Source organism: Paenibacillus sp. WLX2291, assembly GCF_046603665.1.
Taxonomy (GTDB): domain Bacteria; phylum Bacillota; class Bacilli; order Paenibacillales; family Paenibacillaceae; genus Saccharibacillus.
On record NZ_CP176755.1, the window covers coordinates 4,849,567 to 4,875,986 of the forward strand.

27 protein-coding genes are annotated in these 26,420 nt (G+C 37.8%); all 27 read right to left on the reverse strand.

What is annotated here, in order from left to right; all coding sequences use genetic code 11:
• Positions 1–535: 535 nt before the first annotated feature.
• The 27 genes from hpf to ACDE64_RS20855 all read right to left on the reverse strand — a co-directional run bounded on the left by hpf (position 536) and on the right by ACDE64_RS20855 (position 26,407).
• A complete protein-coding gene (gene hpf / locus ACDE64_RS20725; protein ID WP_411343956.1) occupies positions 536–1,108 on the reverse strand; it encodes a ribosome hibernation-promoting factor, HPF/YfiA family in 573 nt (190 codons plus the stop codon).
• 575 nt (positions 1,109–1,683) lie between these two features.
• Positions 1,684–1,881, reverse strand: coding sequence for a cold-shock protein (locus ACDE64_RS20730; RefSeq protein ID WP_017815470.1), 198 nt, complete (start codon positions 1,879–1,881; stop codon positions 1,684–1,686).
• 139 nt (positions 1,882–2,020) lie between these two features.
• Positions 2,021–4,021, reverse strand: coding sequence for a methyltransferase domain-containing protein (locus ACDE64_RS20735; protein ID WP_411348129.1), 2,001 nt, complete (start codon positions 4,019–4,021; stop codon positions 2,021–2,023).
• 21 nt (positions 4,022–4,042) lie between these two features.
• A complete protein-coding gene (locus tag ACDE64_RS20740) occupies positions 4,043–5,194 on the reverse strand; it encodes an aminotransferase class I/II-fold pyridoxal phosphate-dependent enzyme (protein WP_411348130.1) in 1,152 nt (383 codons plus the stop codon).
• Positions 5,195–5,200: 6 nt separating this feature from the next.
• Positions 5,201–5,833: an acetyltransferase gene (locus ACDE64_RS20745; protein ID WP_411348131.1), complete on the reverse strand. Its 633-nt coding sequence runs from the start codon at positions 5,831–5,833 to the stop codon at positions 5,201–5,203.
• An 11-nt stretch (positions 5,834–5,844) separates the two neighbouring features.
• A complete protein-coding gene (gene neuC, locus ACDE64_RS20750; RefSeq protein ID WP_411348132.1) occupies positions 5,845–6,984 on the reverse strand; it encodes a UDP-N-acetylglucosamine 2-epimerase in 1,140 nt (379 codons plus the stop codon).
• Positions 6,981–8,006 (reverse strand): N-acetylneuraminate synthase, encoded by a 1,026-nt coding sequence (neuB, locus tag ACDE64_RS20755; RefSeq protein WP_411350359.1) that lies wholly within the window; start codon positions 8,004–8,006, stop codon positions 6,981–6,983. The genes neuC and neuB overlap by 4 nt, the downstream gene beginning before the upstream one ends.
• A 56-nt stretch (positions 8,007–8,062) precedes the next feature.
• On the reverse strand, positions 8,063–8,770 hold the full coding sequence (locus ACDE64_RS20760) for a cytidylyltransferase domain-containing protein (RefSeq protein ID WP_411348133.1): 708 nt from the start codon (positions 8,768–8,770) through the stop codon (positions 8,063–8,065).
• Entirely contained in the window at positions 8,767–9,789 is a 1,023-nt protein-coding gene (locus tag ACDE64_RS20765) for a UDP-N-acetylglucosamine 4,6-dehydratase family protein (RefSeq protein ID WP_411348134.1), read from the reverse strand. The genes ACDE64_RS20760 and ACDE64_RS20765 overlap by 4 nt, the downstream gene beginning before the upstream one ends.
• A 54-nt stretch (positions 9,790–9,843) precedes the next feature.
• Positions 9,844–11,649 (reverse strand): motility associated factor glycosyltransferase family protein, encoded by a 1,806-nt coding sequence (locus tag ACDE64_RS20770; RefSeq protein WP_411348135.1) that lies wholly within the window; start codon positions 11,647–11,649, stop codon positions 9,844–9,846.
• A 145-nt stretch (positions 11,650–11,794) separates the two neighbouring features.
• A complete protein-coding gene (locus tag ACDE64_RS20775) occupies positions 11,795–12,139 on the reverse strand; it encodes a hypothetical protein (RefSeq protein ID WP_411348136.1) in 345 nt (114 codons plus the stop codon).
• On the reverse strand, positions 12,139–12,522 hold the full coding sequence (gene fliS, locus ACDE64_RS20780) for a flagellar export chaperone FliS (RefSeq protein ID WP_411348137.1): 384 nt from the start codon (positions 12,520–12,522) through the stop codon (positions 12,139–12,141). Before fliS ends, ACDE64_RS20775 begins: the two co-directional genes overlap by 1 nt.
• A gap of 21 nt (positions 12,523–12,543) precedes the next feature.
• The gene (gene fliD / locus ACDE64_RS20785; protein WP_411348138.1) at positions 12,544–14,043 is read right to left on the reverse strand and encodes a flagellar filament capping protein FliD; all 1,500 of its coding nucleotides are present in this window, start codon (positions 14,041–14,043) and stop codon (positions 12,544–12,546) included.
• A 12-nt stretch (positions 14,044–14,055) separates the two neighbouring features.
• A complete protein-coding gene (locus ACDE64_RS20790) occupies positions 14,056–14,424 on the reverse strand; it encodes a flagellar protein FlaG (protein ID WP_411348139.1) in 369 nt (122 codons plus the stop codon).
• Positions 14,425–14,599: 175 nt separating this feature from the next.
• Positions 14,600–15,367: a flagellin gene (locus ACDE64_RS20795; protein ID WP_411348140.1), complete on the reverse strand. Its 768-nt coding sequence runs from the start codon at positions 15,365–15,367 to the stop codon at positions 14,600–14,602.
• 234 nt (positions 15,368–15,601) lie between these two features.
• Positions 15,602–16,369 carry a flagellin gene (locus ACDE64_RS20800; protein WP_411348141.1) on the reverse strand — a complete coding sequence of 256 codons (768 nt, stop codon included), beginning with the start codon at positions 16,367–16,369 and terminating at the stop codon, positions 15,602–15,604.
• Between the two features lie 234 nt (positions 16,370–16,603).
• Positions 16,604–17,371 carry a flagellin gene (locus ACDE64_RS20805; protein ID WP_411348142.1) on the reverse strand — a complete coding sequence of 256 codons (768 nt, stop codon included), beginning with the start codon at positions 17,369–17,371 and terminating at the stop codon, positions 16,604–16,606.
• Positions 17,372–17,511: 140 nt separating this feature from the next.
• Entirely contained in the window at positions 17,512–17,736 is a 225-nt protein-coding gene (gene csrA / locus ACDE64_RS20810) for a carbon storage regulator CsrA (protein WP_411348143.1), read from the reverse strand.
• A 5-nt stretch (positions 17,737–17,741) separates the two neighbouring features.
• Positions 17,742–18,176: a flagellar assembly protein FliW gene (gene fliW, locus ACDE64_RS20815; RefSeq protein ID WP_411348144.1), complete on the reverse strand. Its 435-nt coding sequence runs from the start codon at positions 18,174–18,176 to the stop codon at positions 17,742–17,744.
• 101 nt (positions 18,177–18,277) lie between these two features.
• On the reverse strand, positions 18,278–19,186 hold the full coding sequence (flgL, locus tag ACDE64_RS20820) for a flagellar hook-associated protein FlgL (protein WP_411348145.1): 909 nt from the start codon (positions 19,184–19,186) through the stop codon (positions 18,278–18,280).
• An 18-nt stretch (positions 19,187–19,204) separates the two neighbouring features.
• Positions 19,205–20,749: a flagellar hook-associated protein FlgK gene (gene flgK / locus ACDE64_RS20825; RefSeq protein ID WP_411348146.1), complete on the reverse strand. Its 1,545-nt coding sequence runs from the start codon at positions 20,747–20,749 to the stop codon at positions 19,205–19,207.
• Between the two features lie 15 nt (positions 20,750–20,764).
• Positions 20,765–21,271 carry a flagellar protein FlgN gene (locus ACDE64_RS20830; RefSeq protein WP_411343972.1) on the reverse strand — a complete coding sequence of 169 codons (507 nt, stop codon included), beginning with the start codon at positions 21,269–21,271 and terminating at the stop codon, positions 20,765–20,767.
• 3 nt (positions 21,272–21,274) lie between these two features.
• Complete coding sequence (gene flgM / locus ACDE64_RS20835) at positions 21,275–21,562, reverse strand: flagellar biosynthesis anti-sigma factor FlgM (protein WP_411343973.1); 288 nt, start codon at positions 21,560–21,562, stop codon at positions 21,275–21,277.
• A 345-nt stretch (positions 21,563–21,907) separates the two neighbouring features.
• On the reverse strand, positions 21,908–22,324 hold the full coding sequence (locus ACDE64_RS20840; RefSeq protein ID WP_411343974.1) for a TIGR03826 family flagellar region protein: 417 nt from the start codon (positions 22,322–22,324) through the stop codon (positions 21,908–21,910).
• Positions 22,325–22,592: 268 nt separating this feature from the next.
• The gene (locus ACDE64_RS20845) at positions 22,593–23,285 is read right to left on the reverse strand and encodes a ComF family protein (RefSeq protein WP_411348147.1); all 693 of its coding nucleotides are present in this window, start codon (positions 23,283–23,285) and stop codon (positions 22,593–22,595) included.
• A 233-nt stretch (positions 23,286–23,518) separates the two neighbouring features.
• Complete coding sequence (locus tag ACDE64_RS20850) at positions 23,519–25,255, reverse strand: helicase-related protein (RefSeq protein ID WP_411348148.1); 1,737 nt, start codon at positions 25,253–25,255, stop codon at positions 23,519–23,521.
• A 426-nt stretch (positions 25,256–25,681) separates the two neighbouring features.
• Entirely contained in the window at positions 25,682–26,407 is a 726-nt protein-coding gene (locus tag ACDE64_RS20855) for a response regulator transcription factor (protein WP_322906498.1), read from the reverse strand.
• Positions 26,408–26,420 lie beyond the last annotated feature (13 nt).

The window sequence follows — 26,420 nt, forward strand, 5'->3', positions numbered from 1 at the left end:
TGTCCGTAAAGTTCAATATGAAATTTGTTACGTAGTTTGTTACGTGGATAATGACTAACAATCTTGATTGTATATTGCATCCATTCATTATCACTTGATTGTGACAGTATACTACCCTGTACCATACGCAACAACTTGCCATTTTGTTTCCAAAAATACGTTTTTTTCAGAAAAAAACGCAAAAAAAAGTAAAATTCGATAAAATGCCATCTTCATAGACGACCGTTGTTACCCGATTGCATACCCTAATTCGCTGTCTGGCAGGGTGTGAGTGCAGATGGCGAAATGTGGATGTGCCGCATGCAATACCACCTAATCAGTATACTCTACTTTATAGTGGAATGCACTTGTTTGTTGAATGCTTTTCCAGTTTCTGGGGACACCAAAAAGAGCCTCATCCGCATAAGCGGACAAGGCTCCCATTACATATTCCATATCAGGGTTACAGCGGATACTGCGTTAACGTTCCATACGTACTCTAGTTGCCTGATCTACAATATCACAACATGTTGCCGGACAGGAATGATGCGAATCATTACTCCTGCTCGATCAGACCGTATTTGCCGTCATCACGGCGATATACGACATTGACCTGCTGTGTGTTGACATTGGAAAATACAAAGAATGTATGTCCAATCAGATTCATTTGCAGAATGGCTTCTTCAACGTCCATCGGCTTCAGGAGGAAGCGTTTGTTACGGACGATTTCGTATTCATCAGTTTCCACTTCGATATCTTCGTCTTCATCAACCGCCAGCGAAGCGATGATTGGATCTTCTACGAAGAATGCTTTCAGGTTCTCGTCGTTTTGACGGAACTTGCGGTTTAATTTGGTTTTGTGCTTGCGGATCTGACGCTCCAGCTTATTCACTACGGAATCAATGGAAGCGTACATGTCCTCGCTACGGTCTTCCGCGCGAAGCAGCAAACCCGGGAGTGGAATGGTTACCTCTACGGTAAAGCGTCCGCGATTGGAACTGAGTGTCACCATACCGTCGGAAACGGGCGGTGCATCAAAGTATTTCTCCAGTCTGTTCAGCTTTTTGTCCACATAATCTTTAATCGCATCTGTAACTTCAAAATGTTGACCTCGAGTAGCAAAATTCATGTGGCATTCCTCCTTTATCGAATTATAACATAGATGTCAGGTGTAAGTAAAAGAAGCGTTAACGTGGATTTACAAATTATTAAAGCGTTAACAATTCCAGTATAACAATCTTACCATTTGCAACCCTGACTACAAAATAACACTAAATTGCAACAGCCGCTAAGTTAACTAAAAATGGTGTGAGATTGATTGGTATTTGTCGTCTACCATTTTGTATATTTAACGTTGCCGTTACTTTTTTGACTTAACCGATTTGGAGATTGTTAAACAGGTTGTAGCGATCCGACATCAAAATAACATATAGTTATGTGTGGAAATAGCGCATGACGATAGAGCAAAAGAATCATGCCAAAGCATCGCAACAACTCCGAATTGGGATACTATACTGCTTCTTTTTATTTATAATATTAGCTTCGTATACAAATACTTTTGTTTAAGTATGTACAAGATATTTATTGTTGAAACATGTAAAATATACACAAAAAGACCCCGGAATGACTTCCGGAGTCTTAGCTAGTTGTTCAAATGTAACCATCAGAATTACCTATGTAAGGTCGGCAAAAGCCAAGGGATGATTATAATTTGATAACGTTAGCTGCTTGAGGTCCACGCGCGCCTTCGACGATGTCGAATTCCACGGATTGCCCTTCTTCAAGCGTCTTGAAACCTTCGGATTGAATTGCGGAGAAATGTACAAATACGTCGCCGCCTTCGTCAGTTTCGATGAAGCCGTACCCTTTTTCTGCGTTAAACCATTTCACTTTACCTTGCATGCAATAACATTCCCTTCGTTATCAAATAAAATAAGGCATCGCCTACATTTCTGAATATACCATTTTTGGATTATAAATGTCAATTATAAAAGTGAAGGTTTTCCTGCAATTATATTACATAATTAAATAAAGTTATTTCTCAAATTTTATAATTAGTTTCTCCAATTTTTCTTGCAACAACCTGCATTTGACCTAAATACTCCTCTCCAGATGAAATTTTCAAAATCTCAAAATTGTGTTGTCTTAAAAGTACTCTTAATGATATATGGTCGTATAGTATAACATGAAGAGGGGGATCAAGATGCCTCCATTGGCTTCCTGCATAATAACTTGCACTTGAACTTACATTAGGCGTATTCGCAACAAATAATCCATCTTTTTTCAAAACTCTACTTATATTAACCATAAAGTGGTGTGGATTGGGAATATGTTCGATCACATCCCAAGCTGTTATTATATCAAAAGTATCTTTCTCAAAAATAGTATCAGTTAACTCTCCCGTTAAAATGTCGAGATCATGATCTTGTCTTCCACGTTCTGCTGCATCCTCAGAAATTTCTATACCTTGAACAGACCAGTATCTTAACTGAGCCTCCCATATAAAATTTCCTGTAGAACAGCCTACATCTAGCAAACGTCCTCTTGGAAAACGAGTTTGATTCCAGAAAGACTCTACCAAATCCATACGCATTTCATTTACTCTTAAAACTGCACTATTTACATTTGACAATTCCGGTTCCCAACCCATTTTTTCCCTATGAACTTTTGAATAATAAATATGGTTATAAAACCATTCCAAATAATTCTCCGTTGGTTGAGGATTCATAAAGACTGTTGCACAATCGCTGCAACGGTATAAATTTGTTTCAAAATCTTCATGTCCTTTTATTGAATGTAACATTGAATACTTTTTTCCATTGCATACAGGACAACTTCGCAAATCATTTTTGTAATGTTCACCTTCATACGATAAAGATTGTACAGAATTATAAATTTCTTTGCTTTTAGAAACGATCTCAATGATTTGCAAAGCGCGCTGAACGTAGGTATGATTTTCGATAATATGATCATAAGCAGCTTCTACTAATTCTGTCTTTTGTTGCGGATGTGTGAGAAAGTAATCTGCTTTCACAAGTAGATCGTCGAGATTAGAAAAAGTGATTTCATTCCAAAATTCAGGGAATACTTTTTTGATATCTGATTTGTAATCACTAATAACAAAGCCTTTACATGCAAATACATCAAACACCCTATTGTTTACAGAACTTTCTAATTGCAGCGATGAAATGTTTAAATTGATTGTATATTTTTGATAAACTTCTGGCAAAAGATTATAAGGTACTACATTATGACTTATGATATTTTGATTAGTTAATTTTGAAGTAAGTCCATATGCATGAATATCTATACCTTCAAGACTATTTAATACATACTTCCTCAATCTTCCACTTCCAAAATGATGAATTGGAAAATGTATTTTTTTCCAGAATAATTCTGGATAATGATCATGTAAATATTGTATAGATTTAAACTCATTATGTTTAAATGCTATTTTACATAAATCATATACAGGAACGTCAATATTATTGATCTTTTCATTAATGATATATTCTATAAATATATCTTCAATTTCACTAGTTTTTTCTTGATTTATATCACTAATATTTCCTACAAAAGAAAAAGTCCCTTCTTGTACTGCAACATTAGCATTCGGTTTAAATTTTTCTATATTTGTAGCGAGCATTATATAGTGAATATTCTCATAGCCACGATTTTTAAGTGCATCAATATAATATTCGTCCCATACTAAATGGTAATAAAACGAAGGATATTTTCCGAACTCTTTTTCATAGTCCTCAGTAATATTGTAAAAAGGATTATCGTAGTGGAGACATACTGTCGGGATATTGGCATGACGCAATAGAAATCTACCGTCTGTATCTCTTAAAATTGCATTAATTCCATATCCAATCACAAAATCTGGTTTGAAATTTATCAATTGTTGATACGATTCAAAATCGAAATTTTGATCCAACGAAATCAATAATATTTCATGTTCTAGTTTTTCAAAAGCTAGTTTGTAATCTTCAATAATATGAGGAGCTATAACCCCGTTGACCTTTAAAAAAGCTATTTTCATTTTACTTCCTCCGTTCTTTCTTTAAAGTTTTCTAATCGCCTTATAAATCTCTTTGCAGCATAATTGCTGATTTTCTGAAGACATATTAGTGTCGGAAGGTAAACATATCCCGTATTTAAATAATTTTTGACTGATATCTAAATCCTCTACATGATTGTAATAAACAGCATCTTTAAACAAAGGTTGCATATGCATTGGTTTCCATAAAGGACGTGATTCAATATTTAGTTTATCAAGATGTTTAACAATATCCATAATGTTACACTCTATAAAATCAGGATCTATACTCATTGCTGTCAACCATCGAGTTGATTTTCCTTCAAAATACTCTGGCATAAACGAGATACCTTTAATTTTTGATAACTCTCTATTATAAAATGAAAAAATCTCCCTTTTTTCTTGGATTCTTTGGTCCAAAACTTTCATTTGTCCTCTACCAATGCCCGCAAGAATGTTGCTAAGACGGTAATTATATCCAATTTGACTATGCTGATAATGAGGAGCACGATCTCTAGCCTGGGTCGCATAAAATCTTGCTTTTTCCAAAGCAGTTTGATTTTCTGATACAAGCATTCCTCCACCAGAGGTCGTGATGATTTTATTACCGTTAAATGAAAAAATGCCAAATTCTCCAAAAGTGCCACTCATTCGTTCACTATATGTAGCTCCTAATGATTCAGCAGCGTCTTCAACAATGGGAACGTCATAGTGATCGCAAATATTTTTTAATTTATTATAATCGGCACTCTGACCGTATAAATTCACAATAACTACTGCTTTTGGCTTTTTCCCTTTAGCAGCATATTCTTTCATAGCTCGTTCCAAAGCTATAGGGGACATATTCCATGTATTTAGTTCTGAATCAATAAAAACTGGTATAGCTTTTTGATATAATATCGGGTTAGCACTGGCAATAAAGGTGAAAGAAGAACAAAATACAATATCATCCTTCTCAACTCCTAACAAAATCAAGGCCAAATGAAGTGCTGCTGTACCAGAGCTCAAAGCTACACCACCTGAACTTCCTATATAAGAAGCTACTTCTGATTCAAAAGCATCTACATTTTCTCCTAAAGGCGCTACCCAATTCGTTTCAAATGCTTCAGTAATATATTGCTGTTCTAAACCACTCATGTGAGGCGAAGATAAATAGATTCTGGCGCGTTCTGTCATTGTGAATCATCCTTTACTATGCAATTTAATTATTCGTGAAGGACATCCTACAGCTGTAACATAGTCTGGAATATTTTCGAGTATGCAAGATGCTGCACCTATAATACTGTGCGCTCCAACTGTGATTCCCGGAATAATACTAGCATTTATGCCTACATGTGTAGAATTCCCGATACATACTTCTCCAGCAGTGTGAACACCAGGAGAAAGATGTACAAAATCTCCTAGATTATTATCATGATCTACAGTAGCAGCAGTATTAATAATAGAATGTTTTCCGATTTTCGTATTTGCATTAATAACGACATTAGGCATAACTACTGTTCCTTCTCCAATATAAACATCAGAACCAATAACTGCACTAGGATGAATAATTTTGCCCCAAGAAACAAGATGATGAAGTCTTTGAACAATAGCTTTTCTCATCCTGTTATTTCCAATCGCTACCAAAAAATGAGTATCTGGATATTGATTGATAACAGTATCAATAGATTGTCCGTTTCCTAGATAAGGAATACCATTCCATTGTGTATCTTCAAAAAAATCATCGATAAAACCGATGACAGTATTTCCACTAGCAAAAATAATATCTAAAATCACTTTTGCATGACCACCTGCTCCATAAAGAATATACCTCATAAAGTGGCACCTCAATAAGTTATCGTTTTTTGTATCAATGACTCAGAATATATAGTTTCCTTCAAAACACCGAGAATTTTTTTGCTTGTATTTTCCTGTTGATATACATTATTTGTAGATTGAACTAATTCTTTAAACTGTTTACTTAAAGCATACTCTACTAATTTTTTTACATTCTCAGGATTCTCATCACTATCAATCACATTAGAAGAACGTTCACGTTTTTCTTGCCGACTACCAATATTAATAACTGGGACATGAAAAGAAGCAGCTTCAATAATACCTGAAGAAGAATTACCAACAAGAATCCGGGCCTCTTTCAGTACAGTTAAATAATCCATCTTTTCAAAATTAGTTATTAAATGATATTTGGGATGGCCTTGAAATGATTTATAAATATTCATAATAATATCTGTTCCGGCATCAGCATTAGGCATAACACAAATAATATCATAACCTGTATTTATCAAAGTTTGGATAATTGGTTTAAGTGCTTCGCCAAAATTTCGTTCTGTCGTTACAGGATGATAAATGAATAAAATATAATCTTTTATATGTTGCAACTTGTATTTTTCTTTTATCGACTTCAGTGGTAACAAATTTGCTGTAAGGATAGTTTCAATTCGAGGCGCACCAACTATGTGAATTCGCCAATGATCTTCACCCATGCGCTGCAAACGCTCGCCGCTCAATTCCGTTGCAACCAAATGAATATGTGCTAGTTTGCTGATAGCATGACGAACTGATTCGTCAATAGTGCCTGAAACTTCTCCACCGTGCAGATGGAATACAGGGATGTTCATATGCGAAGCTGCAATAGCTGCTGACAACATTTCTCCTCGATCACCCAAAATCATAATCTGGTCTGGCTGAATGCTCTCTATAGCCTGTGTCATTCCAATTAAAGCTAAACCGATTGACCTTGCCATATTAGCATGACTAGAGCCTTGAAGAAGACAATCTACCTGAGCAGAAATACGAAAACCATCCTGACGGATATCTTGAACTGTGAAGCCATACTGGGGGGATAAATGCATACCAGTAACAAGTAGGTGAAGCTCCATCTCGAGATCTTGCTCAATTTCTTTAAGAATAGGATAATAAATCCCATAATCCGCACGTGTGCCTGTGATTACCAACACTTTTCTCATTTCACATCATCCCATTTTAGTAACATATCCTTAGTCATATCTCTTACCAACACTTTACCAATAAATTGTTCGTAAAATTTCGGTTCTATGCCTACTCCTGGACGTTTTACTAAGATATCTCCTTCAGTTAGTTTTTCTCCTGCGTATTTATCATTTGCTAGTACCAAACTTTTTCGTGCCACAGTTCTTGTATCCATCTCAGAAGGCATACATCGTTTTATACCATCACCTAAAGCTTGTTCAATATTTCGTATAGAATGAATCAAACTAGCGAGCTCAATAGGCTCCAAAGAAGCTTTATGATCGGGTCCTGGAAGATTGCGATCCAATGTAAAATGTTTTTCAATAACTTTAGCTCCTAAGGCAACTGCTGCTACCGCTGCTTCAATTCCAATCGTATGATCAGAATAGCCAACAATTTTTGCATATGTCTGTTTCATAATAGGTATGACTTTTAAATTCACATCCTCAAAAGGTGCTGGATAATCCGAAGTACAGTGCAATAAAATAACAGTACAATCCTTTAAAGCTTCTAATGGCTCACGAATTTCCTGCATATCAGACATTCCTGTAGATAATAAAACAGGGCGTTTGTACTGATTTATTTTCTTTAAAAAAGGAATATTATTCATATCCCCAGAACCAATTTTAAAAGCGTCTACTTCTATCGAATCCAGAAATTCTGCACTGTCGTCATCAAATGGAGTAGACATAAAATCAATTTTTTTTTCATCGCAATATTGTTTAAGTTTTATAAATTCTTCAAAACTAAGTTCTAATTTTTTCAGCATTTGAAATTGATTCTCATCAGAGTTCATATTTTCAGATTGATAATTTGCTTTTTTTGCTTGTTTGGTAACTAATTTTTCACTTTTAAATGTTTGAAATTTCACTGCATCTGCACCACTTCTTGCTGCTACATCTACACATTGCATAGCTTTCTCTAAGGAGCCATTATGATTTACTCCTACCTCTGCAATAATGTATATAGAAGAACTTTTATCCGAAAAAAGATTATTTATCGACATTATTAGCCCCCCAATCCTTTTCCTCAATCAAAAACGAAAATATATTTAAGTTATATATTTTCATTCTGCTCTAAAATCAATTCAGCCCATTTCAAATCCCAAATATCATCAATATCAACAGAATTTCTTTTAGGCATGATATAGCCATAATTAGATTTGCCTATAATCTGATAATTATTCATTAATAGATCTCTTTTCATAATATAAATAGCTCCATTCAACATATAAACCTGTTGTAAATCTTGCCTACGCAAATGTGAAGGTTCTTGATGTAGATAGGGGTACAGTACACCATCATTCATTTCTCGTAATAAATAAGGATGATGATCACAAAGACTAACACTCTGAAGCGAATCTGCATTGTAATATTGAAAATCAATGAACGCCTGATCGATATCTTGTGCACTTCGTAACGGCGAGGTAGGTTGAAGTAGTACTATATAATCAAAAACTTTCTGTAAAGTTTGTTCATAATACTTAACTGCATGAATCATCACATCAATACTTTTGGCTTCATCCGTAGCAAGTTCGGCTGGACGAATAAAAGGCACCGTAGCACCTGCTTGTTGAGCAACTTTAGCAATTTTTTCATCATCTGTCGATACAACGATTTCTTTAATACAATTACTTTGTAACGCTGCCTCAATAGTATATTGAATCAAAGGTTTCCCACATAAAGGAATAAGATTTTTCCCTGGTAAACCTTTCGATCCTCCGCGCGCAGGGATAATAGCCAAACAAGAAGGCGATTGTTTCATAATAAGGGCCCTTTTTTGAAACCTAATCCGTTTTCTTCAATAAGCTGCTGGATTTCAGGCATGAATAACTGCGGAGCTGTGTGCGAAGAGTATTCTTGATGTTTAGCTTTGACAAATCCGTTATAATTTTGATCCGCTAGATTAAATGGAGAAGGAATCAAATACATTTTCTCATTTTCAAGAGCACGTTCAGACTCATCCAATGTCATGAGTTCTTCATAAAGCTTCTCTCCTGGACGTACGCCGGATTCTATAATTTCCCCACGATAAGAGCACTTACTTGCCTTTTCATACGAATCGATTAAACATTTTGCCAAATCGGTGATTTTCAGAATAGGCATTTTTAAAACAAATACTTCACCGCCCTGTGAATACGAAGCTGCATCAATGACAAGCTGAGCTGCTTGTGGGATCGACATCATAAACCTTGTCATGTTTTGATGAGTAACTGTTACAGATTGATTTTTAATGATCTGTTCGCGAAATAAAGGAATAACTGATCCTCTTGAACCCATGACATTTCCAAATCTTACACAAGAAAATATAGTTCCCTTACTTCCTTTATAAAGATTAGCTGCAGAAATTAATTTTTCGGAAAGTAATTTGGTTGCACCCATTGTATTAGTAGGATTCACCACTTTATCTGTACTAATTGCCACTACTTTTTTTACGTCATTTTCAATGGCTGCCTCAATGACATTTTGAACTCCAATTACATTCGTTTTCACAGCTTCCATAGGGTTATACTCACAAGAAGGTACATGCTTTAGCGCTGCTGCATGAAATATATAATCCACGTCTTCCGTTGCATAGCTTAGTCTTTTTTGATCGCGAATATCGCCAATTAGATACCTAACATTTTTAAAATCTCTCAGTTCATTTTGAAGATCAAATTGTTTGCTTTCATCTCTGCTATAAATCCGAACCGTTTTTGGGTGATAAGATAGTATCTTGCGAACAATTTCACTTCCTATCGATCCGGTTCCGCCTGTTATTAATACTATTTTATCTTCGAACATGGCTACCTCCATGAATATGACAGTTGAAATAAATTAGATTATATAATCATATTTTTAAATTTTACGGCTGTCGGATAAAATTTTGTTAATACGCAAGACTGTTTCTGTTAACATTTCTTTAACAATAGGAATAGTAGAACTTATATCTTTTAATAAATTGCCAAGATGCATATAAATCAAATCCGTTTTTTTTGTAATCGAATGTTCCGTTACAATATTCGGTAAAACTTGATCAAACCTTGCAATAGGTAATGGAAGAATAGTCTCAAAAATAGCAGAGAACCATTCACGATTAGCAATTTCTCCCCAAGTTTTTTCGATCTCTTCCACCATTTTTTGTGCTTTAAAAGGTTTTTTTCTCGCCAACACACAAATTTCCCCTAAAACTTTTTCAAGTAAACGTATTTCTAAACTAACTTGTGTTAAATCATTTATATGTTCTTCCAATCTGTTCTTTAACCAATTTGCTTTTTCTATATTTAATAAACGATTATTTTTTTTCAACCATTTAGAAATGGTATCCGAGTCTACATTTAATAATTTTAATTCTTCATAAAGACTATCAATTGACTGAAAAGGCGCTCCTTCAATAACAGCTCCATGACGTGTTGTATTTACAAAATCAATTTCTGGCAAAGAAGCGATTAGACCTTCTATTGCATCTTTCATAAACAGAAAACCCTCTTCTGTAGTATTGTACCCGCCATTTACGTTTAGCACCGTTTTTTTAGCCTTTTGAACTTTTTCATTTGTTGTCTCGCTAGCAAAATGAGAAATTCCATCTGCATAAAATTGATTGTTTGGAAACGATAAATCCTGACCCGCTAACAAAATCCGTTTTGCTCCCAAAATGGCAGCTACTTGTATACCATTTCCTGCTACTGTTGCTGCAGGAGTCATTAACACATCACTTTGAGATAAGCCTAAAAAATATTGAGAAAGCTCATCATTTTTCATAATACTATAAATTTTTTCATCTTGTTTACGCTCTGAAATTTCATAATAAGAAGAACTGGTATATACCAATGGTGAATCAAGAGTTTCGGAAGTAGAAAAAATCTTATTATTGACTGGATGTCCATCCATAATAACAGCTATATGAGGTTTGATACCATTTTTAACAAGCGCTTGAATACTGGAACCTACAGCTATAATCAAAGCATGCGGACGAAGTCTCTTTATCCAAGACATATCCTCTTGAAGAGATGGACCAGAAGATACAACAATTGCCGTTACATCTTTACAAACATATACTAATTCTTCAATAGATGGTGAGGACAATCCTTCTACTAAATGATATAAATAATTCCGAGTCCAATCTTCTCGAAAAAAATTCTCTGTATGCTTGTTTGCGTAGAAACTCATGCGATAATCATCAAATTGCTTACGCAAATCTTCTAATTGCTGATCATTTGCTTCTAAATACCTACGTAGTGCTATAAATACCATTTCCTGTTGCATATAGCTACATACCATATGGAATAACATTGTTAATTGCGAGTTCCCAAGCGAAAAAAAATATAAATTAGGATGTTTGAGTAGTGGACTTAAATCATAGTCCTGCAAAGCTTTATAAAAAAGTTTCTCATTTGGTTCGTAGACAAATAACCAACGATCTGGATACAATTCTAGCAAATCCGCTATACTGAGTCCCCTTTCAAATCCATATACAAATACAATTTTACACTCTCCCATCAAACTCTCAATAGCTTTAAGCCAGTTTACATCCTGTTCAAAAGCTTCTTGAAACTCTTCTTCTGGCTTCAAATATTCACTTTCTAATTGGATACCTACAATTTTTTTGTGCACATGAGGAAATCGAGCCTGTAATATAGAGCTATTTATTTGTAAATAAGACAAAAAAAGACCACCCTTCTATAGATTATTTACTATAATATATATCGGTTTGCGTATTTATGAAATGAATACCCTATATACATACAGTGTACGCGAAAAACCTCATTCATATAACGAATGAGGTTTTTACTGTTCATGTGTTAACTTATCACTTTCGATGATCTACAAACACACTGTCCAATGTATAAGCATGTTGATAAGCATTATGTTGAGTACGAACAGCAGTCTTTTTCTCCAACCATTGTCCAGCTTCTTCTTTTAAGAAGGTCATACGTTGAAGAATAATTGGATCATTATCTAATATTTTCTTAATCTGTATACGATGTTCTTTATTGATATACATACGATGCATTTCCAGTTCTTTTATTAACTCTTCTCGTTGAATTGAAAACTGTTCAAATTGTTCCTCACTCATCTCATGTAATGTAATTAATACATTCGATGTCAATTGTTCTATCTGATGCAACAAAAGTTGGATCGACTCTTCAACCATTATGCCTCACCTACAGCTATTTGCATTTTACTTGCTTCCAACCAAGCTTCTCTTAACTCAGAAAGATGTTCCAAAACTTCTGTGGCTGGAAATATATCTTTTTTGACATTTGCATCAATCAGAAGACGCAAACAGTATTCATAAACTGCAAGAAGCTCATTAGCGATCGGATAATCAAAATTTAAAGATGAAACCAATTCATGGACAATCGCTTGTGCTTTACAAAGGTTAGTATTCGCTTTTGTATGATCTTTCTCTTCAATACCTTCAATACCTGCACGTATAAAACGAAGCACACCATCATATAACATAATAAGCAGTTTAGGTTTGGAAGCTGTTTGCGCCTGAGTTTGCTGATACTTTTGATAAGGTGATTTAATCAATTTATAACCCTCCTTGGATTATTACATGCCTGACAAGCTAGATGAGGAACTGTTATATTTATTAATTGCCGTTTCCATAGCTGTGAATTTTTTATAATAATTCGTTTCTAGTCTATTTAGTCGATCATTCATATCGCTAATTCGTCTATCTAAACTACTCAACTGATCTCCAATAGTACTGTTTGATATGAATGTGGATGTGATATCCGAGCTTACTTTAGAAGTACCTGCTGTTTCCGCCATACGTTGCAAAGAGATATTCCCTATTTTTTTTAATTTGGCAATAATTCCATCTTGTTGTGTATAATTATTAGTTAATCGTGTAGTTGAATCCTGTGTACCAAAAAATTTAGAAATAACATCAGGATTATTTTCAATTGCTTCACGAAGTTTATCTTTATCTAAAATCAGTTTACCTTTAGTTTCATAAGTTCCAGTAGTGATTCCCAGATCTGACATATTTAAAGGAATAACTTTTCCATCTGCAGATTTTTTACCTACATCTACACCTTGTACCATCGCATTTCGCATGCTGGAAACTGTCTCTTGAAGTATACTATCGTTTTTTAGCATACCGCTTTTAGCTTTCTCAGTCCAAAGTTTGGCTTCATCGTCACTCATTGCAGCTCGTTGTTCAGTAGTTAATGGTGCATATTTAGCATATCGCTCTTCGCCTAATTTACTATTATACGTGGACAATACATCATTATAGGCATCAACAAAAGCCTGGATATTGTCTACCAGAGCATCTGTATCTTTTACAACTTCAATGTGTGTAGATGCACCACCAGCTTTTTTCAAAGAAATTTCGACACCATTCAAAGAAAAATTATTTGACGTTTTTGTAATAGCTAAACCATTAACAGTCAAAGATGCATTCGCTCCAGTGTTGGAACTTAATTTAAAAGCTGAAATGATATCGCTACCGCTACTATCATTATTTGATTTAATATTCATCTGTTGTGCACCAGTAGCTTTGTTGGTGAGAGACAGACCAGAAGTTTCATCGTAAATAGCTGTAACGCCTGAAGAACTATTAGCATTGATCTTATTTACAAAAGAATCGATTGTTTCGCCAGAATCAATTGTTATTTCCGCATTACCAATTGTGATACTGCTTGGTAAAGAAGTTAAACCAAATACGGAGGATAATGAAGTTGTACTTGCAGTTTTGCTCCATCCGCTCGAAATGGCTGTACTAGCAGTCGCCAAAGAATTTACAGTGATATCAATAACTCCACCACTAGCAGTAGATGAAGCTTTTGCAGTTAGAGCATCAGTATTACCAGTCGTATTTGCAGTTTGCGCATTTATGGAAGAACTTCTATTTAATGTATCTAACTTAGTTTGTAAAAATGATACCATTTTGGTACTAGACTCTCGATAATTTTCGCGTTTCCATTGTAATGTTTGCTGCTGTTGATTCATCTTATCCAATGGGGCTTTCTCAGCAGTCATCAACTTTTTAACAATAGAATCGATATCCAAGCCACTTGAAAAACCTGTAATTCTTGTAACCATATGCAGTACCTCCTATATCTTTTTATCTACAATAAGTCCACTAATTTCCATTAATTTAGCTACTGCATCAAGTATTTTTTCAGGCGGAGCTTCCCGAATCAGTTCTCCTGTCTCCTTATTTTTTACTTTTATCATAATAGCATGAGTTTCCTGATGAACTGACACTTCAAGCGATTTTTGCGGTCCTTGAATTGCATCTATGGTTTTTTGAAGTTCTTTTATAGCTTCTTCAGAATTCTTTGCTGGCGACTGCGCTACTTGTAACTGAAGTGCTATTTCGGCTGTTTGTTCATGATCTCCAATTTCTTTTTTAATTAATGTTGAAGGGATCGAGTTGGACGAGAAATTTCCTGGTATTCCAGTAGAATTAATTGAACTCATTATTTCGCCTCCTCTTGTATGTTTGATGATTATGTGTGAAATGCTATTTCGTATAAGTTTTGTTACTATATATATCGGCAAAATATGATTGTTCTTTAGTGTTTCTCAATAAATAAGTAAAAAGACCCTGCCGTGAGCAGAGTCTTTTACACTATTCATCAAAATCGGTTTTAGATTAACGCAGCAGGGACAAGACACCTTGTGGTGCAGAGTTAGCCTGTGACAACATCGATTGAGAAGCCTGTACCAGAATGTTGTTCTTGGACAGTGCTACCATTTCTTTTGCCATGTCGGTATCACGAATACGGGATTCGGATGCAGTCAGGTTTTCTACAGTTGTACCCAAGTTATTGGACGTGTATTCCAGACGGTTTTGAATCGCACCCAAGTTAGCACGTTGTTTTGCTACATTAGTGATTGCAGCCGATGTAGCTGACAGTGTAACTGCAGAAGTCAAACCTTTGAAACCTGTAGTAGAAATACCTTTAACAGTGATTTTAAATTTATCATCGTCAGCTTGAATACTTACACTGGATGTGATTTTAATACCGTTGAAGTTTGTGTTACTCATAATCGCATCAATTTGCGCACCCAGTTGACCCAGTTCCGCTTTGATGTTCGATTTATCGCCTGCACTGTACGTACCATTCTCTTGTTGTACACCCAGTTCTTTCATACGTGTCAGCATGGAGCTTACTTCATTCATTGCTCCCTCAGCTGTTTGTGCGAAAGAGATACCGTCTTGTACGTTACGTTGCGATTGTTCCAGACCACGAATCTGTCCACGCATTTTTTCGGAGATCGACAGACCTGCTGCATCATCCGCTGCACGGTTGATTCGCAGACCCGAAGACAGTTTCTCCATGTTTTTGCTAGCAGATGCACTGTTCAGGTTCAAGTTACGCTGTGTGTTCAAAGCTTGGATATTATGGTTGATAATCATTTTGTTTTCCTCCTTGAAATTGAATCATCCCACATCCATGTGGTGATTGATTGTTGTATAGTAGACGTTCGACTCTTCAAAACGGCCGTCTTTGAAGTTCTCCCGCTCTATACTATATATCGACTACTTTCCACCAAATGTTTATAGATACTTATAATTCTTTCACTTTTTTTTAAAAGAAAAACCCTCACCAAGTCGGCGAGGGTACAATGACATGGAACGATCAGCTTTAGATTAACGCAGCAGGGACAGCACACCTTGTGGTGCAGAGTTAGCCTGTGACAACATCGATTGAGAAGCCTGTACCAGAATGTTGTTCTTGGACAGTGCTACCATTTCTTTTGCCATGTCAGTATCACGAATACGGGATTCGGATGCAGTCAGGTTTTCTACAGTTGTACCCAAGTTATTGGACGTGTATTCCAGACGGTTTTGAATCGCACCCAAGTTAGCACGTTGTTTTGCTACGTTTTTAATAGCATCGCTTGTACTTGCCAGGCTTACACCAGAAGTCAAACCTTTAAATCCAGCTGTTGAGATCCCTTTGATTTCAATTTTAAATTTGTCATCATCGGATTGGATTTTCACACTAGATGTAATTTTGATACCGTTGAAGTTTGTGTTACTCATAATCGCATCAATTTGTGCACCCAGTTGACCCAGTTCCGCTTTGATGTTCGATTTATCGCCTGCACTGTACGTACCATTCTCTTGTTGTACACCCAGTTCTTTCATACGTGTCAGCATGGAGCTTACTTCATTCATTGCTCCCTCAGCTGTTTGTGCAAAAGAGATACCGTCTTGTACGTTACGTTGTGCTTGCTCCAGACCACGAATCTGTCCACGCATTTTTTCGGAGATCGACAGACCTGCTGCATCATCCGCTGCACGGTTGATCCGCAGACCCGAAGACAGTTTCTCCATGTTTTTGCTAGCAGATGCACTGTTCAGGTTCAAGTTACGCTGTGTGTTCAAAGCTTGGATATTATGGTTGATAATCATTTTGTTTTCCTCCTTGAAATTAAATCATCCCACATCCATGTGGTGATTGATTGTTGTATAGTAGACGTTCGACTCTTCAAAACGGCCGTCTTTGAAGTTCTCCCGCTCTATACTATATATCGACTACTTTCTACCAAATGTTTATAGACATTTATAATTCTTTCACTTTTTTATAAAAGAAAAACCCTCACCAAGTCGGCGAGGGTACAATGACATGGAACGATCAGCTTTAGATTAACGCAGCAAGGACAAGACACCTTGTGGTGCAGAGTTAGCCTGTGACAACATCGATTGAGAAGCCTGTACCAGAATGTTGTTCTTGGACAGTGCTACCATTTCTTTTGCCATGTCGGTATCACGAATACGGGATTCGGATGCAGTCAGGTTTTCTACAGTTGTACCCAAGTTATTGGACGTGTATTCCAGACGGTTTTGAATCGCACCCAAGTTAGCACGTTGTTTTGCTACATTAGTGATTGCAGCCGATGTACTTGCCAGGCTTACACCAGAAGTCAAACCTTTGAAACCTGTAGTAGAAATACCTTTAACAGTGATTTTAAATTTATCATCGTCAGCTTGAATACTTACACTGGATGTGATTTTAATACCGTTGAAGTTAGTGTTACTCATAATCGCATCAATTTGCGCACCCAGTTGACCCAGTTCCGCTTTGATGTTCGATTTATCGCCTGCACTGTACGTACCATTCTCTTGTTGTACACCCAGTTCTTTCATACGTGTCAGCATGGAGCTTACTTCATTCATTGCTCCCTCAGCTGTTTGTGCGAAAGAGATACCGTCTTGTACGTTACGTTGCGATTGTTCCAGACCACGAATCTGTCCACGCATTTTTTCGGAGATCGACAGACCTGCTGCATCGTCCGCTGCACGGTTGATCCGCAGACCCGAAGACAGTTTCTCCATGTTTTTGCTAGCAGATGCACTGTTCAGGTTCAAGTTACGCTGTGTGTTCAAAGCTTGGATATTATGGTTGATAATCATTTTGTTTCCTCCTTGAAATTAAATCATCCCACATCCATGTGGTGATTGATTGTTTTTTATAGCATTCAATTCTTCAATTTCTGAAGTTCCTTTGCTATATAATATATATCGTCCATAACATTATAAATTTAAATACTTTTTCAATTATTTTTCTCTTTAATCCAAGTTTGTAATTGATTTTTATTCATAGCAGCACTTTGATTATTTAGTTGAATTGCTTGATAAATTTCCTGACGATAAATTTCAATATTTTTAGGAGCCTTTATACCCAGTTTGATTGTTTCGGCATCAATTGAAAGGATAGTGACTTCAATCTGATTGTCTATTACAATAGATTCGCCTTTTTTTCTCGACAATACTAACATAAAAGTCAGTCTCCTTTCAGTTGAGTCTGCTGCAGAGGATGTCTTATTGAATAGTCTGTATTTTGTAATATGATTTGTCTAGCTTGGCGATTATCAAGATTAAATACTAAAGGAGCAACTAAATTTACCGTTCTATCTTCAAGTTTTTCACTCCAAGATACAATATTTCGAATAACTACTTGATTTTCTGAATTAATATTTAATTCTTCTATTAATTCTTGTGAAAGTTCAATTTCATAATCAGGATATATTTTAAAAGGATCCACAATAATAAATCCTATCTCAGATTGATTAACTGCCTGCAATACACTGAATGAATGATCGTATTCCATAATTGTATATTCTATTGCGTCTGGAAAACCTGGAATCCCTTTGGCAAACACGAAATTTTTTTGTTGCTCCGATTCAGTCTCATTCGAGTTAAATTGCGATTCCGACATATCTTAGACTTCCTCCCTGATTCAATAAAAGACTACGGACAAACAAAGTCCATAGTCTTTTTTTGATGAATTATTTTTGTTGAATTACTTATATTGTAAATTTACTTAAGGAAATTGACAAGAGACATCTGCATAATTGATGCTGATGTTTGTAGAGCAGCTTGATAAATAGTCTGGGCAGTCGTTGTCTTGATCAGAGTCTCTGAAATGTCCGCATCTTCAACTTGAGACTGAAGAGTTGTAACATTTAAACGTCGATCATCTAAACGACTATTAACTAGTTCTACGCGATTTGTTTTTGCACCGATTTCAGCTCTTGCAGTTACCATTTTATCTTTTCTGCTTTCGATATTCGTGACTTCAGTTGTAATTGCTTCATGATCTCCACTTGCTAAAGCCGTATTCAAACGATCCAAAGTTGAAAATATATTATCTATATCCGTTTTATTCCCAAAAAAATCATTTCCTTTTACATTTACATCTAGCGAAACACCTTCGCTTATTCCATAAGTTACTCCACCGGTATCTGTAATTACATCACTATAACTGGTTACGCTACTTGATAATTCGTAGGGTGCCTTATCAAGTTCTTGTCCGTTAAAAACATATTTTCCATTCAATTGGCTATTGCCAATATTCACAAGTTGATTTTTAAGTTCAGATACTTCGCTTTGAACAGCTTTCAAACCATCTGCATCTGTAGTGCCTGAGCCAGCTTGTACAGCAAGCTCTTTGATACGAGTTAATACATCTCCAGCTTGTCCCATTACAGTATCTGAATAGTTAAGCCAACTTTTTGCTTCATCCGTATTATTCAAATATTGATCATTTGCAGCCAATTCAGCACGATATCGAAGTGCATACGTAGTGCCTACTGGATCATCCGAGGGTTTATTAATTTTTTTTCCGGAAGAAGATTGGTCACTTAATTTATCTAAAGTTGCACGATTACTATTTAAATTACGCAATGACTGTGAAGTCATCATATTGGAGGTCACACGAATCGCCATAATACTACTCCTTTTTAATTAAAGTCCAACACGACCGGTACTATTAATTAATCTATCTAACAGCTGATCCATTGTTGTCATGAAACGAGAAGCTGCACTATAAGCATGCTGAAACTTAAGCAAATCTGCCATTTCCTCGTCTTGTGATACTCCGCTAACAGATTGCCGATTAGAGTCTACCTGACTTGTTAATGTCTCTGCATTTTCAGCTTGACGAGTTGCTTCAGCTGAATTCACTCCTAACTTCCCTACTGAACCATTAAAGAAATCTTGTACTGTTGTTGGAGAACTTGTACCAAAATCAATCTTTGTATTTTTTAATTCCGACATCATTAATGCTAATCCACCGTTTCCTGCTACTACTTTTTCTGCAGTACCTGTTCCAGTTGTACGCAGAGAAAAAGCAATATCACTAGGGTTAGTTTGCAGATCGGGATTGAGCGTTATATTGCCAGCAGTAACTGTCCCTCCCCCAGTTGCGGTGAAAAAATCTCCTCCTGATTTGCTTGAACTATTATATCCAAGTTTGTGCAAACCATTAATACCTTCCACATCAAATGTAAGATCGGATGTCAACGTTCGATTGCCTGCTGCATCCGAATACGTAACGCCATTAATTACAGTTCCTTCAGGAATAACAGAGCCCGAAGGAAATGTAACTGAGAATTTACCATTAGCCAATGTGTTAGCTAACTGATCCAATTCTGCTTTTTGATCAGCTACATATTCATTTTTAGAATAAATTAATCCATGTAATTCACCGCTTGTTAGAGCTCCACCATCATAAGCAGTCTGTACAGCATCCGCTGTTAAAGCTGTCGTTGTTGCACCATTAACAAGTTGTTGGCCTGCAAATGTAACTTGATAGCCTGTATTAAGTTCTGTCACAGTCAAATTTCCATATTTTGATAACTGATCAACTGCATAATCGCGCTGATCTCGAAGATCATTAGCATCATTGCCTTGCGCTTCTATTTTCATAATATTTTGATTTAAAGAAGCAATGGTAGACGTAAATGAATTAATTGTTGATACGTCTAAATTGACACTAGAGGTCAAATCTGAACTTAGCGCATCCAATTGCTTACTCGTTTGATTCATTGCATCTGTCAAAGCAAGAGTAGTTTCTTTTAAAATTTTCTGGTTGGTTGTACTTTGAGGGTTGTTACTCAAATCAGACCAAGCACTCCAAAATTGATTCAAAACTGTTTGCATGCCTGTTTCCGAAGGTTCATTAACTACTTTTTCGAGCTTATTTAATGTATCTGAACGCACTGTCCAACTTCCTAATGAAGAATTTTCTCCACGATACTGCGTGTCCAAAAACATAGAACGAACGCGTTTAATAGCGGTCGCTTCTACTCCAGTACCGATTTGTCCGGAGTTGGTCGAATTGCGGAAGGCCACTGCTTCCAGGGGATTAGTGGCACTTGTATGTACCACCTGCCGCGAATAACCAGCTGTATTTGCGTTGGCAATGTTATGAGAAACGGTATTTAAAGATGTCGTTGTGGTGCTCAGACTCCGGCGTGACGTCTCAATGGAATGAAATGTTGATGTCATATGATCCTCCTAATATTAACCTCGTGTATCAAATAATCCCGAGCGGGTAGCGCCATATGCTTTGTCTGCCGGATGCTGGTACGTTGCTTCCTGTTCCGGAACAAGCGTCATCATTTCCAATGAAAGGTCCACGTAATCCAAAGCCTGTTGAATGAGCTGTTTATTGAGGTCATTAAGCTGTTGGAACTGCTGCAGGGTATCGAACAGTTCGGAGCTAACATCCAGCAGTTGTTGCTTCTCAGCGGGATCAAATACAAGGCGAGCTAGTTCAGCAAGATTCAGACGCAGTTTGGACTTAATGCCTCTGTCCAGCAGGAAGGCGTATACCAATTGCTCACGTTCCTGTTCCTGTTGTCCAATATGCTTGGCTAATTTGGATTCCTGATTCATTACAGCAATCAGTTCATTCACATTGTTTTTGATGACGGCCTGCTTTTTGCTTTCTCCCAGTTCGATCATTTGCAGGTGACTTTCATTCAGTTCTTTTAACTTGGCCACCAGCGGCTGCACAGTTCCACTCATTGATTAATTCCCCGTTCCTTTTAAGAAAGGCAGTAGTTTGTCAGCCAGGGCTCCTGCATCCACTTGATACGTCCCAGCAGCTACTTGCGCTTTCAGACTTTGAATTTTTTGTGCACGTTCTGCATCAGCAGACGCTTGCGTTGCATTAGCTTGCAGCATTTCCATAGCTTCCGGCGAGATCGAAACTTCGTCTTTGCGATTAGCTTTCTTTTCGTTCGTTACGGCTTTGGCTTCTGCACTGCGTTGATATGGGTTAATTGCCCCTACACGTTGTGTATCGTTAATTTTCATAGTTTTTTACACACTCCTTAGTAAATTTGAGAAAGAGTTCCTACTTCATGGTGTCATATGCGTCGGGAAGGTGGACCGTCTTTTCAAAATTAGGAAGTCCTTTTGAGATAACAGGAAGGTTGGGTGATAGTCGGAATAAGAAGGTTCCTGGTATCATTAAGACAACCGAATTTGTTGTTACTAAGATTATCGACCACTTTTACATCAATTTTTATAGTCTTAAAGTGGTTAATTACGTAGTAATTTTTTTCGTTTCTTAAGTCCCAATCCTGCACAGCTATGCAAGCTTTAACACTCTGATAGTACTAGGAAATGTCGTTATTTGACTAGGAATAGGAAATATTTCTAGTCTTTTCGGAATTTGTCGACAATTCGGTATGCTCCCTGGTTCTTAGTACCGTGTTCTTCTTTCGGCTGTTCTGCCGGTTCTTCATAAGCATGACGAATATCTTTGGTAAGGCGCGATCGGCACGAATCGCACATATTGCCTTCGCGGATAACTGTCCCGCATACTTCACAGGCATATCCCATATTGGGCGCATTCGCAATAGAGATGCGACCTTCACGAATAAATTGGGTGATCTGCTTGATAGGAACTTCCGTCGCTTCAGACAGATCGGTAATGGTAGCTCCTCTATTTTGGCGCAGATAATGATTGCAATCCTCGTATTGACGCTCAATCTTTTTGATACAGTCACTGCACATTCCTCTTAAATTCAATACATACAATTTCCCGCACTGAGGACAATTTCCTAAGTTCATTGCTGTTTGCCTCCTGTCATTCTGTACAATCTATATGGCCCAGCCTCACAGTTATTAAATAAGATGTCTTTATTTATATCGTAAATTAAGCGTCATTTTATTAGTGTTATATGTCAAAATTGTGAGATTTGCGTATGTGTGTAGGCTGAGTTCTATAAATTGTCATACGTTTGACAACGTGGAAGCAAACAGAGTATAGATATGATCACCACTTTATAGATTCATTAAAATAACCTTTTGATAAATAAAGTTGTAGCTACTTGCTGCATCAAGAACGTGCACAAGTAAGTGAGAAGATGCGAATCTGACTATATTGTCGCTGCGCACTTTCCTGTAAAGCAATCGCACAGCTATTTATTGTACTTCCGGTTGTATAGATATCATCAATAAGCAGTAGCTGCATGATTCGTGGCTGCTGCTTTTCTTTGGCAGTATCAAATAGGAAGGGATGATTTAACGTCCTATACAAGGATAAGGAACGAGATAATACATGTTTAGGCGAAAGCTTAGCATGCTGTTCCTGACGATAATGCTGTTTATTATCCTCATTCTCTTCCCATTGTGCAAGCCAGTCACCTGCCTGCGGCAAACATGAGAAAATACCCCGTACATTACGCTGCCTTCCAGCACGTCCTTGCGAGCTTTGCTTGTTTGTGTGACGATTGCGCTCCAATAACGATATGCATGGGATTCGCAATTGGGCTGCCAGTTGTTCCGCCATCACCTGTGCTTGATCAAATCCACGACTTTGCAGGCGATCTGTGCTGGCTGGCACCCATGTAATGATATCGGGTCGCCAGAACCTACCGTAATGCAAGGATAATTCGGTTTGCATGCGGTAGTAGCCATGCTCCATCAGTACGCCAAACAATGCAGCATATCGTTCATTCCCTCGATATTTGTATTCTGCTAGCCATTGCCGTACATCTGGCGTATAAGAGACCGCACTACGATTAAGCATAAATGCACGCTGTGCAAACGACCGCCGCCGACAATCTGGACATAGCTCTGCTCTGCCGCATACTCTACATTTCAGATCACTGATCCATGGAATGCGTGCTGCACATGTGGAGCATAGACCGGGATATGCTCCATGCGACGCTATCTTGCGATTACAGACGATACAGCAATCATGTTGAGGATACCAGGAAGTCTTCCATTGTTTATGTAAAAATGAGAAAATATTCCTGAGTCTCATTTTATATAGCCCTCCTTGCGTGCAGCTGTGTTCATGTAGCGAATTTGCCGGATTGCTTCTTGCTGGGAAGCTGTTCGCTCGGTAGCAGCAAATATAACCTGTCCTGCTGGATCTTCTTTGGAACGTCCTGCTCGTCCAGCCATCTGAATCAGGGCAGCTGTACGGTAGACAGAATGATTGGCTTCTATTATATATACGTCGCTCTGCGGTACAGTAACTCCTCGCTCCAAAATCGTCGTTGTCACAAGTAACCGAATATGCCGATCACGAAATGCCATGACCTTTTCAGCGCGATATTCATCCTGTGAGGACGTTCCTGCCACCACCAGATGAGGAAAATGATGTTGGATGAGTGTCACCATATCTGTAATCCAATCAATTCGTGGCACAAACCAGAATATTTGGGCATTACGTTCGATAGAATGACGTAGCTTAATGAGCAACGATGGTGGAATGCTATTCTTTTGGCGCCAGTAGGAAAATGGAGCCATTCTCAACCAATGTGGAACAGGAAGAGGATGACCGTGAAAACGTGCTGGTACTTTGGCATGTGCGAGCGTTCCATATTGGATTTGCTTCTGTAATTGTTTAGAAGGAGTAGCTGATAAATATACATATTTCCCATACGGCAAGCACACCTGACTAGCAGCATATTGCAACATAGGATTGCCTTCGTACGGAAAAGCATCGATTTCGTCGATAATAACCAGATCAAACGCCGCTCCATAACGAAGCAATTGATGCGTAGTTGCAATGACAATTTGTCCTTCCTGCCAGCGCTGCTCACTGCCGCCATACAATACAGTTACCGTCTGTGCTGGAAAAGCTCTGCTGATGCGTGGTGCCAGCTCCAACACTACATCTCGCCGCGGTGTAGCGATCAGAACACGTCCTTGCTGCTGAATCATATAATCTACTAAAGGAAATGTCATTTCGGTTTTACCGGCGCCTGTCACTGCCCATATTAGAAAGCGAGATTGCTGATTGCAGGTTGATTGTTCCACAGTGGGATTTGTTTGAGTATACGTAATTTTCTTATGACTATACCTAGTGGCTAAATGATTATGTAATGCTGAATATATACGTTGTATGCTTGTTATCTTTTTATATAGAAATGCTTCTGGATAAACCTGCAATTGATCTTGTAAAAATAATAATGCTGTTCCAGCTGCCTGTGCTTGTGGCACACTTAGTCCCCAACTGTCCTGAAGTTGCTGCAATGTTTCACGGGAAACATTGGTTGAACGTTCAATCGTTGGAGCAGCAATGCTTCTATTGGTAATCGGTGGACGAACTGCTTGCAACAATATCCCACATTCTCTGCTACGTCCCATAGTCAGGCATTCTTCACAATATCCGCAGCTTGATGATCCACAGCTGGCACACGTTGTATAGACAATCTTCGTACTGTTACATCGCCGACAACGACTTGAATGGGATGAACGATGCTGCAATGACTGCGATTGTACAGATAACGTAGTTAGGCGTTGCTGGAAACGATCTACAACAGACATTTTGGCGGTTATTGGTTCTTGTACATAAACAGCACTGAGTAGACGAATCTGCTTTTGTAAATAAGCAAGCTGTACACAGCTACGCCAGCTATTCAGATACGGCGATTGACGATCTTCCATGACATTCTGAAATTCCGATACTAGCAATGATCTGCCATTTAACAAACCCGTAATGAAAATGGCACCACACACTAGTTGTCGTTTCGTAAGTAAATCCATGATATCGCCCTCCATCTCGCCTGAACGATACGTTGCTAATAAGCTCTGCCCTTGTTGTGTGTAGCCCTGTTCAGCTTGCCATAACAGCGATGGCGCTGGATGCAGATGAGACTTTACGATGTGTCTGTATTGCAAAGCCCAACCAGCTGGACGATCAGTAGCGATCAGCCAAATGTGCTGAACAGCTTTTCCCTTTCTATTGTTGGCTGTCCACCACAAAAGATCTACTCGCAAATCTAATGATACTTCGATTTGCAGTTCCTGTTCATATTCCACAGCGTATACATGTAACTTCGTACCAATCACTCCTCTTCAAAAACATAAAAAAGCACACTATCCCTTCACAGGAACAGTGTGCTTCACTTGTTGTGTTCATTATGAGCGTTTTATATCCGGCAAGCAATACCGGATTTGCGCAGTCTGGAATTACAGTGTAACCCAGCCATGTTTGATGGAATTAATAACAGCTTGTGTACGATCGTCCACTTCCATCTTCTGCAAAATACTGCTGACATGGTTTTTCACTGTTTTTTCACTGATGAACAGGTATTCACCGATCATCTTGTTACTTTTACCTTCTGCCATCAGACGCAGTACTTCAGCTTCACGACGGGTCAATGGGTTGTCGTCACCAGCTACGAATTTCACGCCAGTATCGCCATTGTTGTTATTGTCTGCCAATGTCCCCGTTTCATTCACATATGTCATGCGGCGCAGTTGCTGAATCAGCTTGCCTGTTACTTTTGGATGGATATAGGCGTGACCTTCCACTACCGAGCGGATGGCGTTAACCAAAGACTCGGCTTCCATATCTTTTAGCAAGTAGCCGGAAGCACCTTTGCGCAGCGTTTCAAACACATAGCTCTCATCGTCATGGATAGACAAAATGATAACCTTGATATCCGGGAAAAGCTCACGCAATTTCTCCGTTGCTTCTACACCGTTCTCGATTGGCATGTTGATATCCATCAACACTACTTCCGGTGGAGTGTGGTTACAGAACTCCAGTACTTGAATGCCATCTCCACATTCACCGATAACCTCCAGATCATCCTCCATATTAAGGATGCGCTTTAGACCTTCGCGGAATAGTTGATGATCATCGGCCAATAGTATTTTGATCTTTTTAGAGCCGTAATCATGGTTTTCCATCCTGTTACTCCTT

Excerpts from the sequence above, each read along its gene's own strand:
- ACDE64_RS20805 (WP_411348142.1), bottom strand. The coding sequence starts at position 17,371 with ATGATTATCAACCATAATATCCAAGCTTTGAACACACAGCGTAACTTG.
- ACDE64_RS20790 (WP_411348139.1), bottom strand. The coding sequence starts at position 14,424 with ATGAGTTCAATTAATTCTACTGGAATACCAGGAAATTTCTCGTCCAAC.
- ACDE64_RS20850 (WP_411348148.1), bottom strand. The coding sequence starts at position 25,255 with ATGGATTTACTTACGAAACGACAACTAGTGTGTGGTGCCATTTTCATT.
- ACDE64_RS20830 (WP_411343972.1), bottom strand. The coding sequence starts at position 21,271 with ATGAGTGGAACTGTGCAGCCGCTGGTGGCCAAGTTAAAAGAACTGAAT.
- fliD (WP_411348138.1), bottom strand. The coding sequence starts at position 14,043 with ATGGTTACAAGAATTACAGGTTTTTCAAGTGGCTTGGATATCGATTCT.
- ACDE64_RS20775 (WP_411348136.1), bottom strand. The coding sequence starts at position 12,139 with ATGGTTGAAGAGTCGATCCAACTTTTGTTGCATCAGATAGAACAATTG.
- ACDE64_RS20800 (WP_411348141.1), bottom strand. The coding sequence starts at position 16,369 with ATGATTATCAACCATAATATCCAAGCTTTGAACACACAGCGTAACTTG.
- hpf (WP_411343956.1), bottom strand. The coding sequence starts at position 1,108 with ATGAATTTTGCTACTCGAGGTCAACATTTTGAAGTTACAGATGCGATT.
- fliW (WP_411348144.1), bottom strand. The coding sequence starts at position 18,176 with ATGTCGGAATCGCAATTTAACTCGAATGAGACTGAATCGGAGCAACAA.
- flgK (WP_411348146.1), bottom strand. The coding sequence starts at position 20,749 with ATGACATCAACATTTCATTCCATTGAGACGTCACGCCGGAGTCTGAGC.
- flgM (WP_411343973.1), bottom strand. The coding sequence starts at position 21,562 with ATGAAAATTAACGATACACAACGTGTAGGGGCAATTAACCCATATCAA.
- ACDE64_RS20765 (WP_411348134.1), bottom strand. The coding sequence starts at position 9,789 with ATGTTCGAAGATAAAATAGTATTAATAACAGGCGGAACCGGATCGATA.
- ACDE64_RS20795 (WP_411348140.1), bottom strand. The coding sequence starts at position 15,367 with ATGATTATCAACCATAATATCCAAGCTTTGAACACACAGCGTAACTTG.
- csrA (WP_411348143.1), bottom strand. The coding sequence starts at position 17,736 with ATGTTAGTATTGTCGAGAAAAAAAGGCGAATCTATTGTAATAGACAAT.
- ACDE64_RS20855 (WP_322906498.1), bottom strand. The coding sequence starts at position 26,407 with ATGGAAAACCATGATTACGGCTCTAAAAAGATCAAAATACTATTGGCC.
- ACDE64_RS20745 (WP_411348131.1), bottom strand. The coding sequence starts at position 5,833 with ATGAGGTATATTCTTTATGGAGCAGGTGGTCATGCAAAAGTGATTTTA.
- ACDE64_RS20840 (WP_411343974.1), bottom strand. The coding sequence starts at position 22,324 with ATGAACTTAGGAAATTGTCCTCAGTGCGGGAAATTGTATGTATTGAAT.
- ACDE64_RS20730 (WP_017815470.1), bottom strand. The coding sequence starts at position 1,881 with ATGCAAGGTAAAGTGAAATGGTTTAACGCAGAAAAAGGGTACGGCTTC.
- ACDE64_RS20740 (WP_411348130.1), bottom strand. The coding sequence starts at position 5,194 with ATGACAGAACGCGCCAGAATCTATTTATCTTCGCCTCACATGAGTGGT.
- neuC (WP_411348132.1), bottom strand. The coding sequence starts at position 6,984 with ATGAGAAAAGTGTTGGTAATCACAGGCACACGTGCGGATTATGGGATT.
- flgL (WP_411348145.1), bottom strand. The coding sequence starts at position 19,186 with ATGGCGATTCGTGTGACCTCCAATATGATGACTTCACAGTCATTGCGT.
- ACDE64_RS20735 (WP_411348129.1), bottom strand. The coding sequence starts at position 4,021 with ATGAAAATAGCTTTTTTAAAGGTCAACGGGGTTATAGCTCCTCATATT.
- ACDE64_RS20760 (WP_411348133.1), bottom strand. The coding sequence starts at position 8,770 with ATGAAACAATCGCCTTCTTGTTTGGCTATTATCCCTGCGCGCGGAGGA.
- ACDE64_RS20845 (WP_411348147.1), bottom strand. The coding sequence starts at position 23,285 with ATGCTTAATCGTAGTGCGGTCTCTTATACGCCAGATGTACGGCAATGG.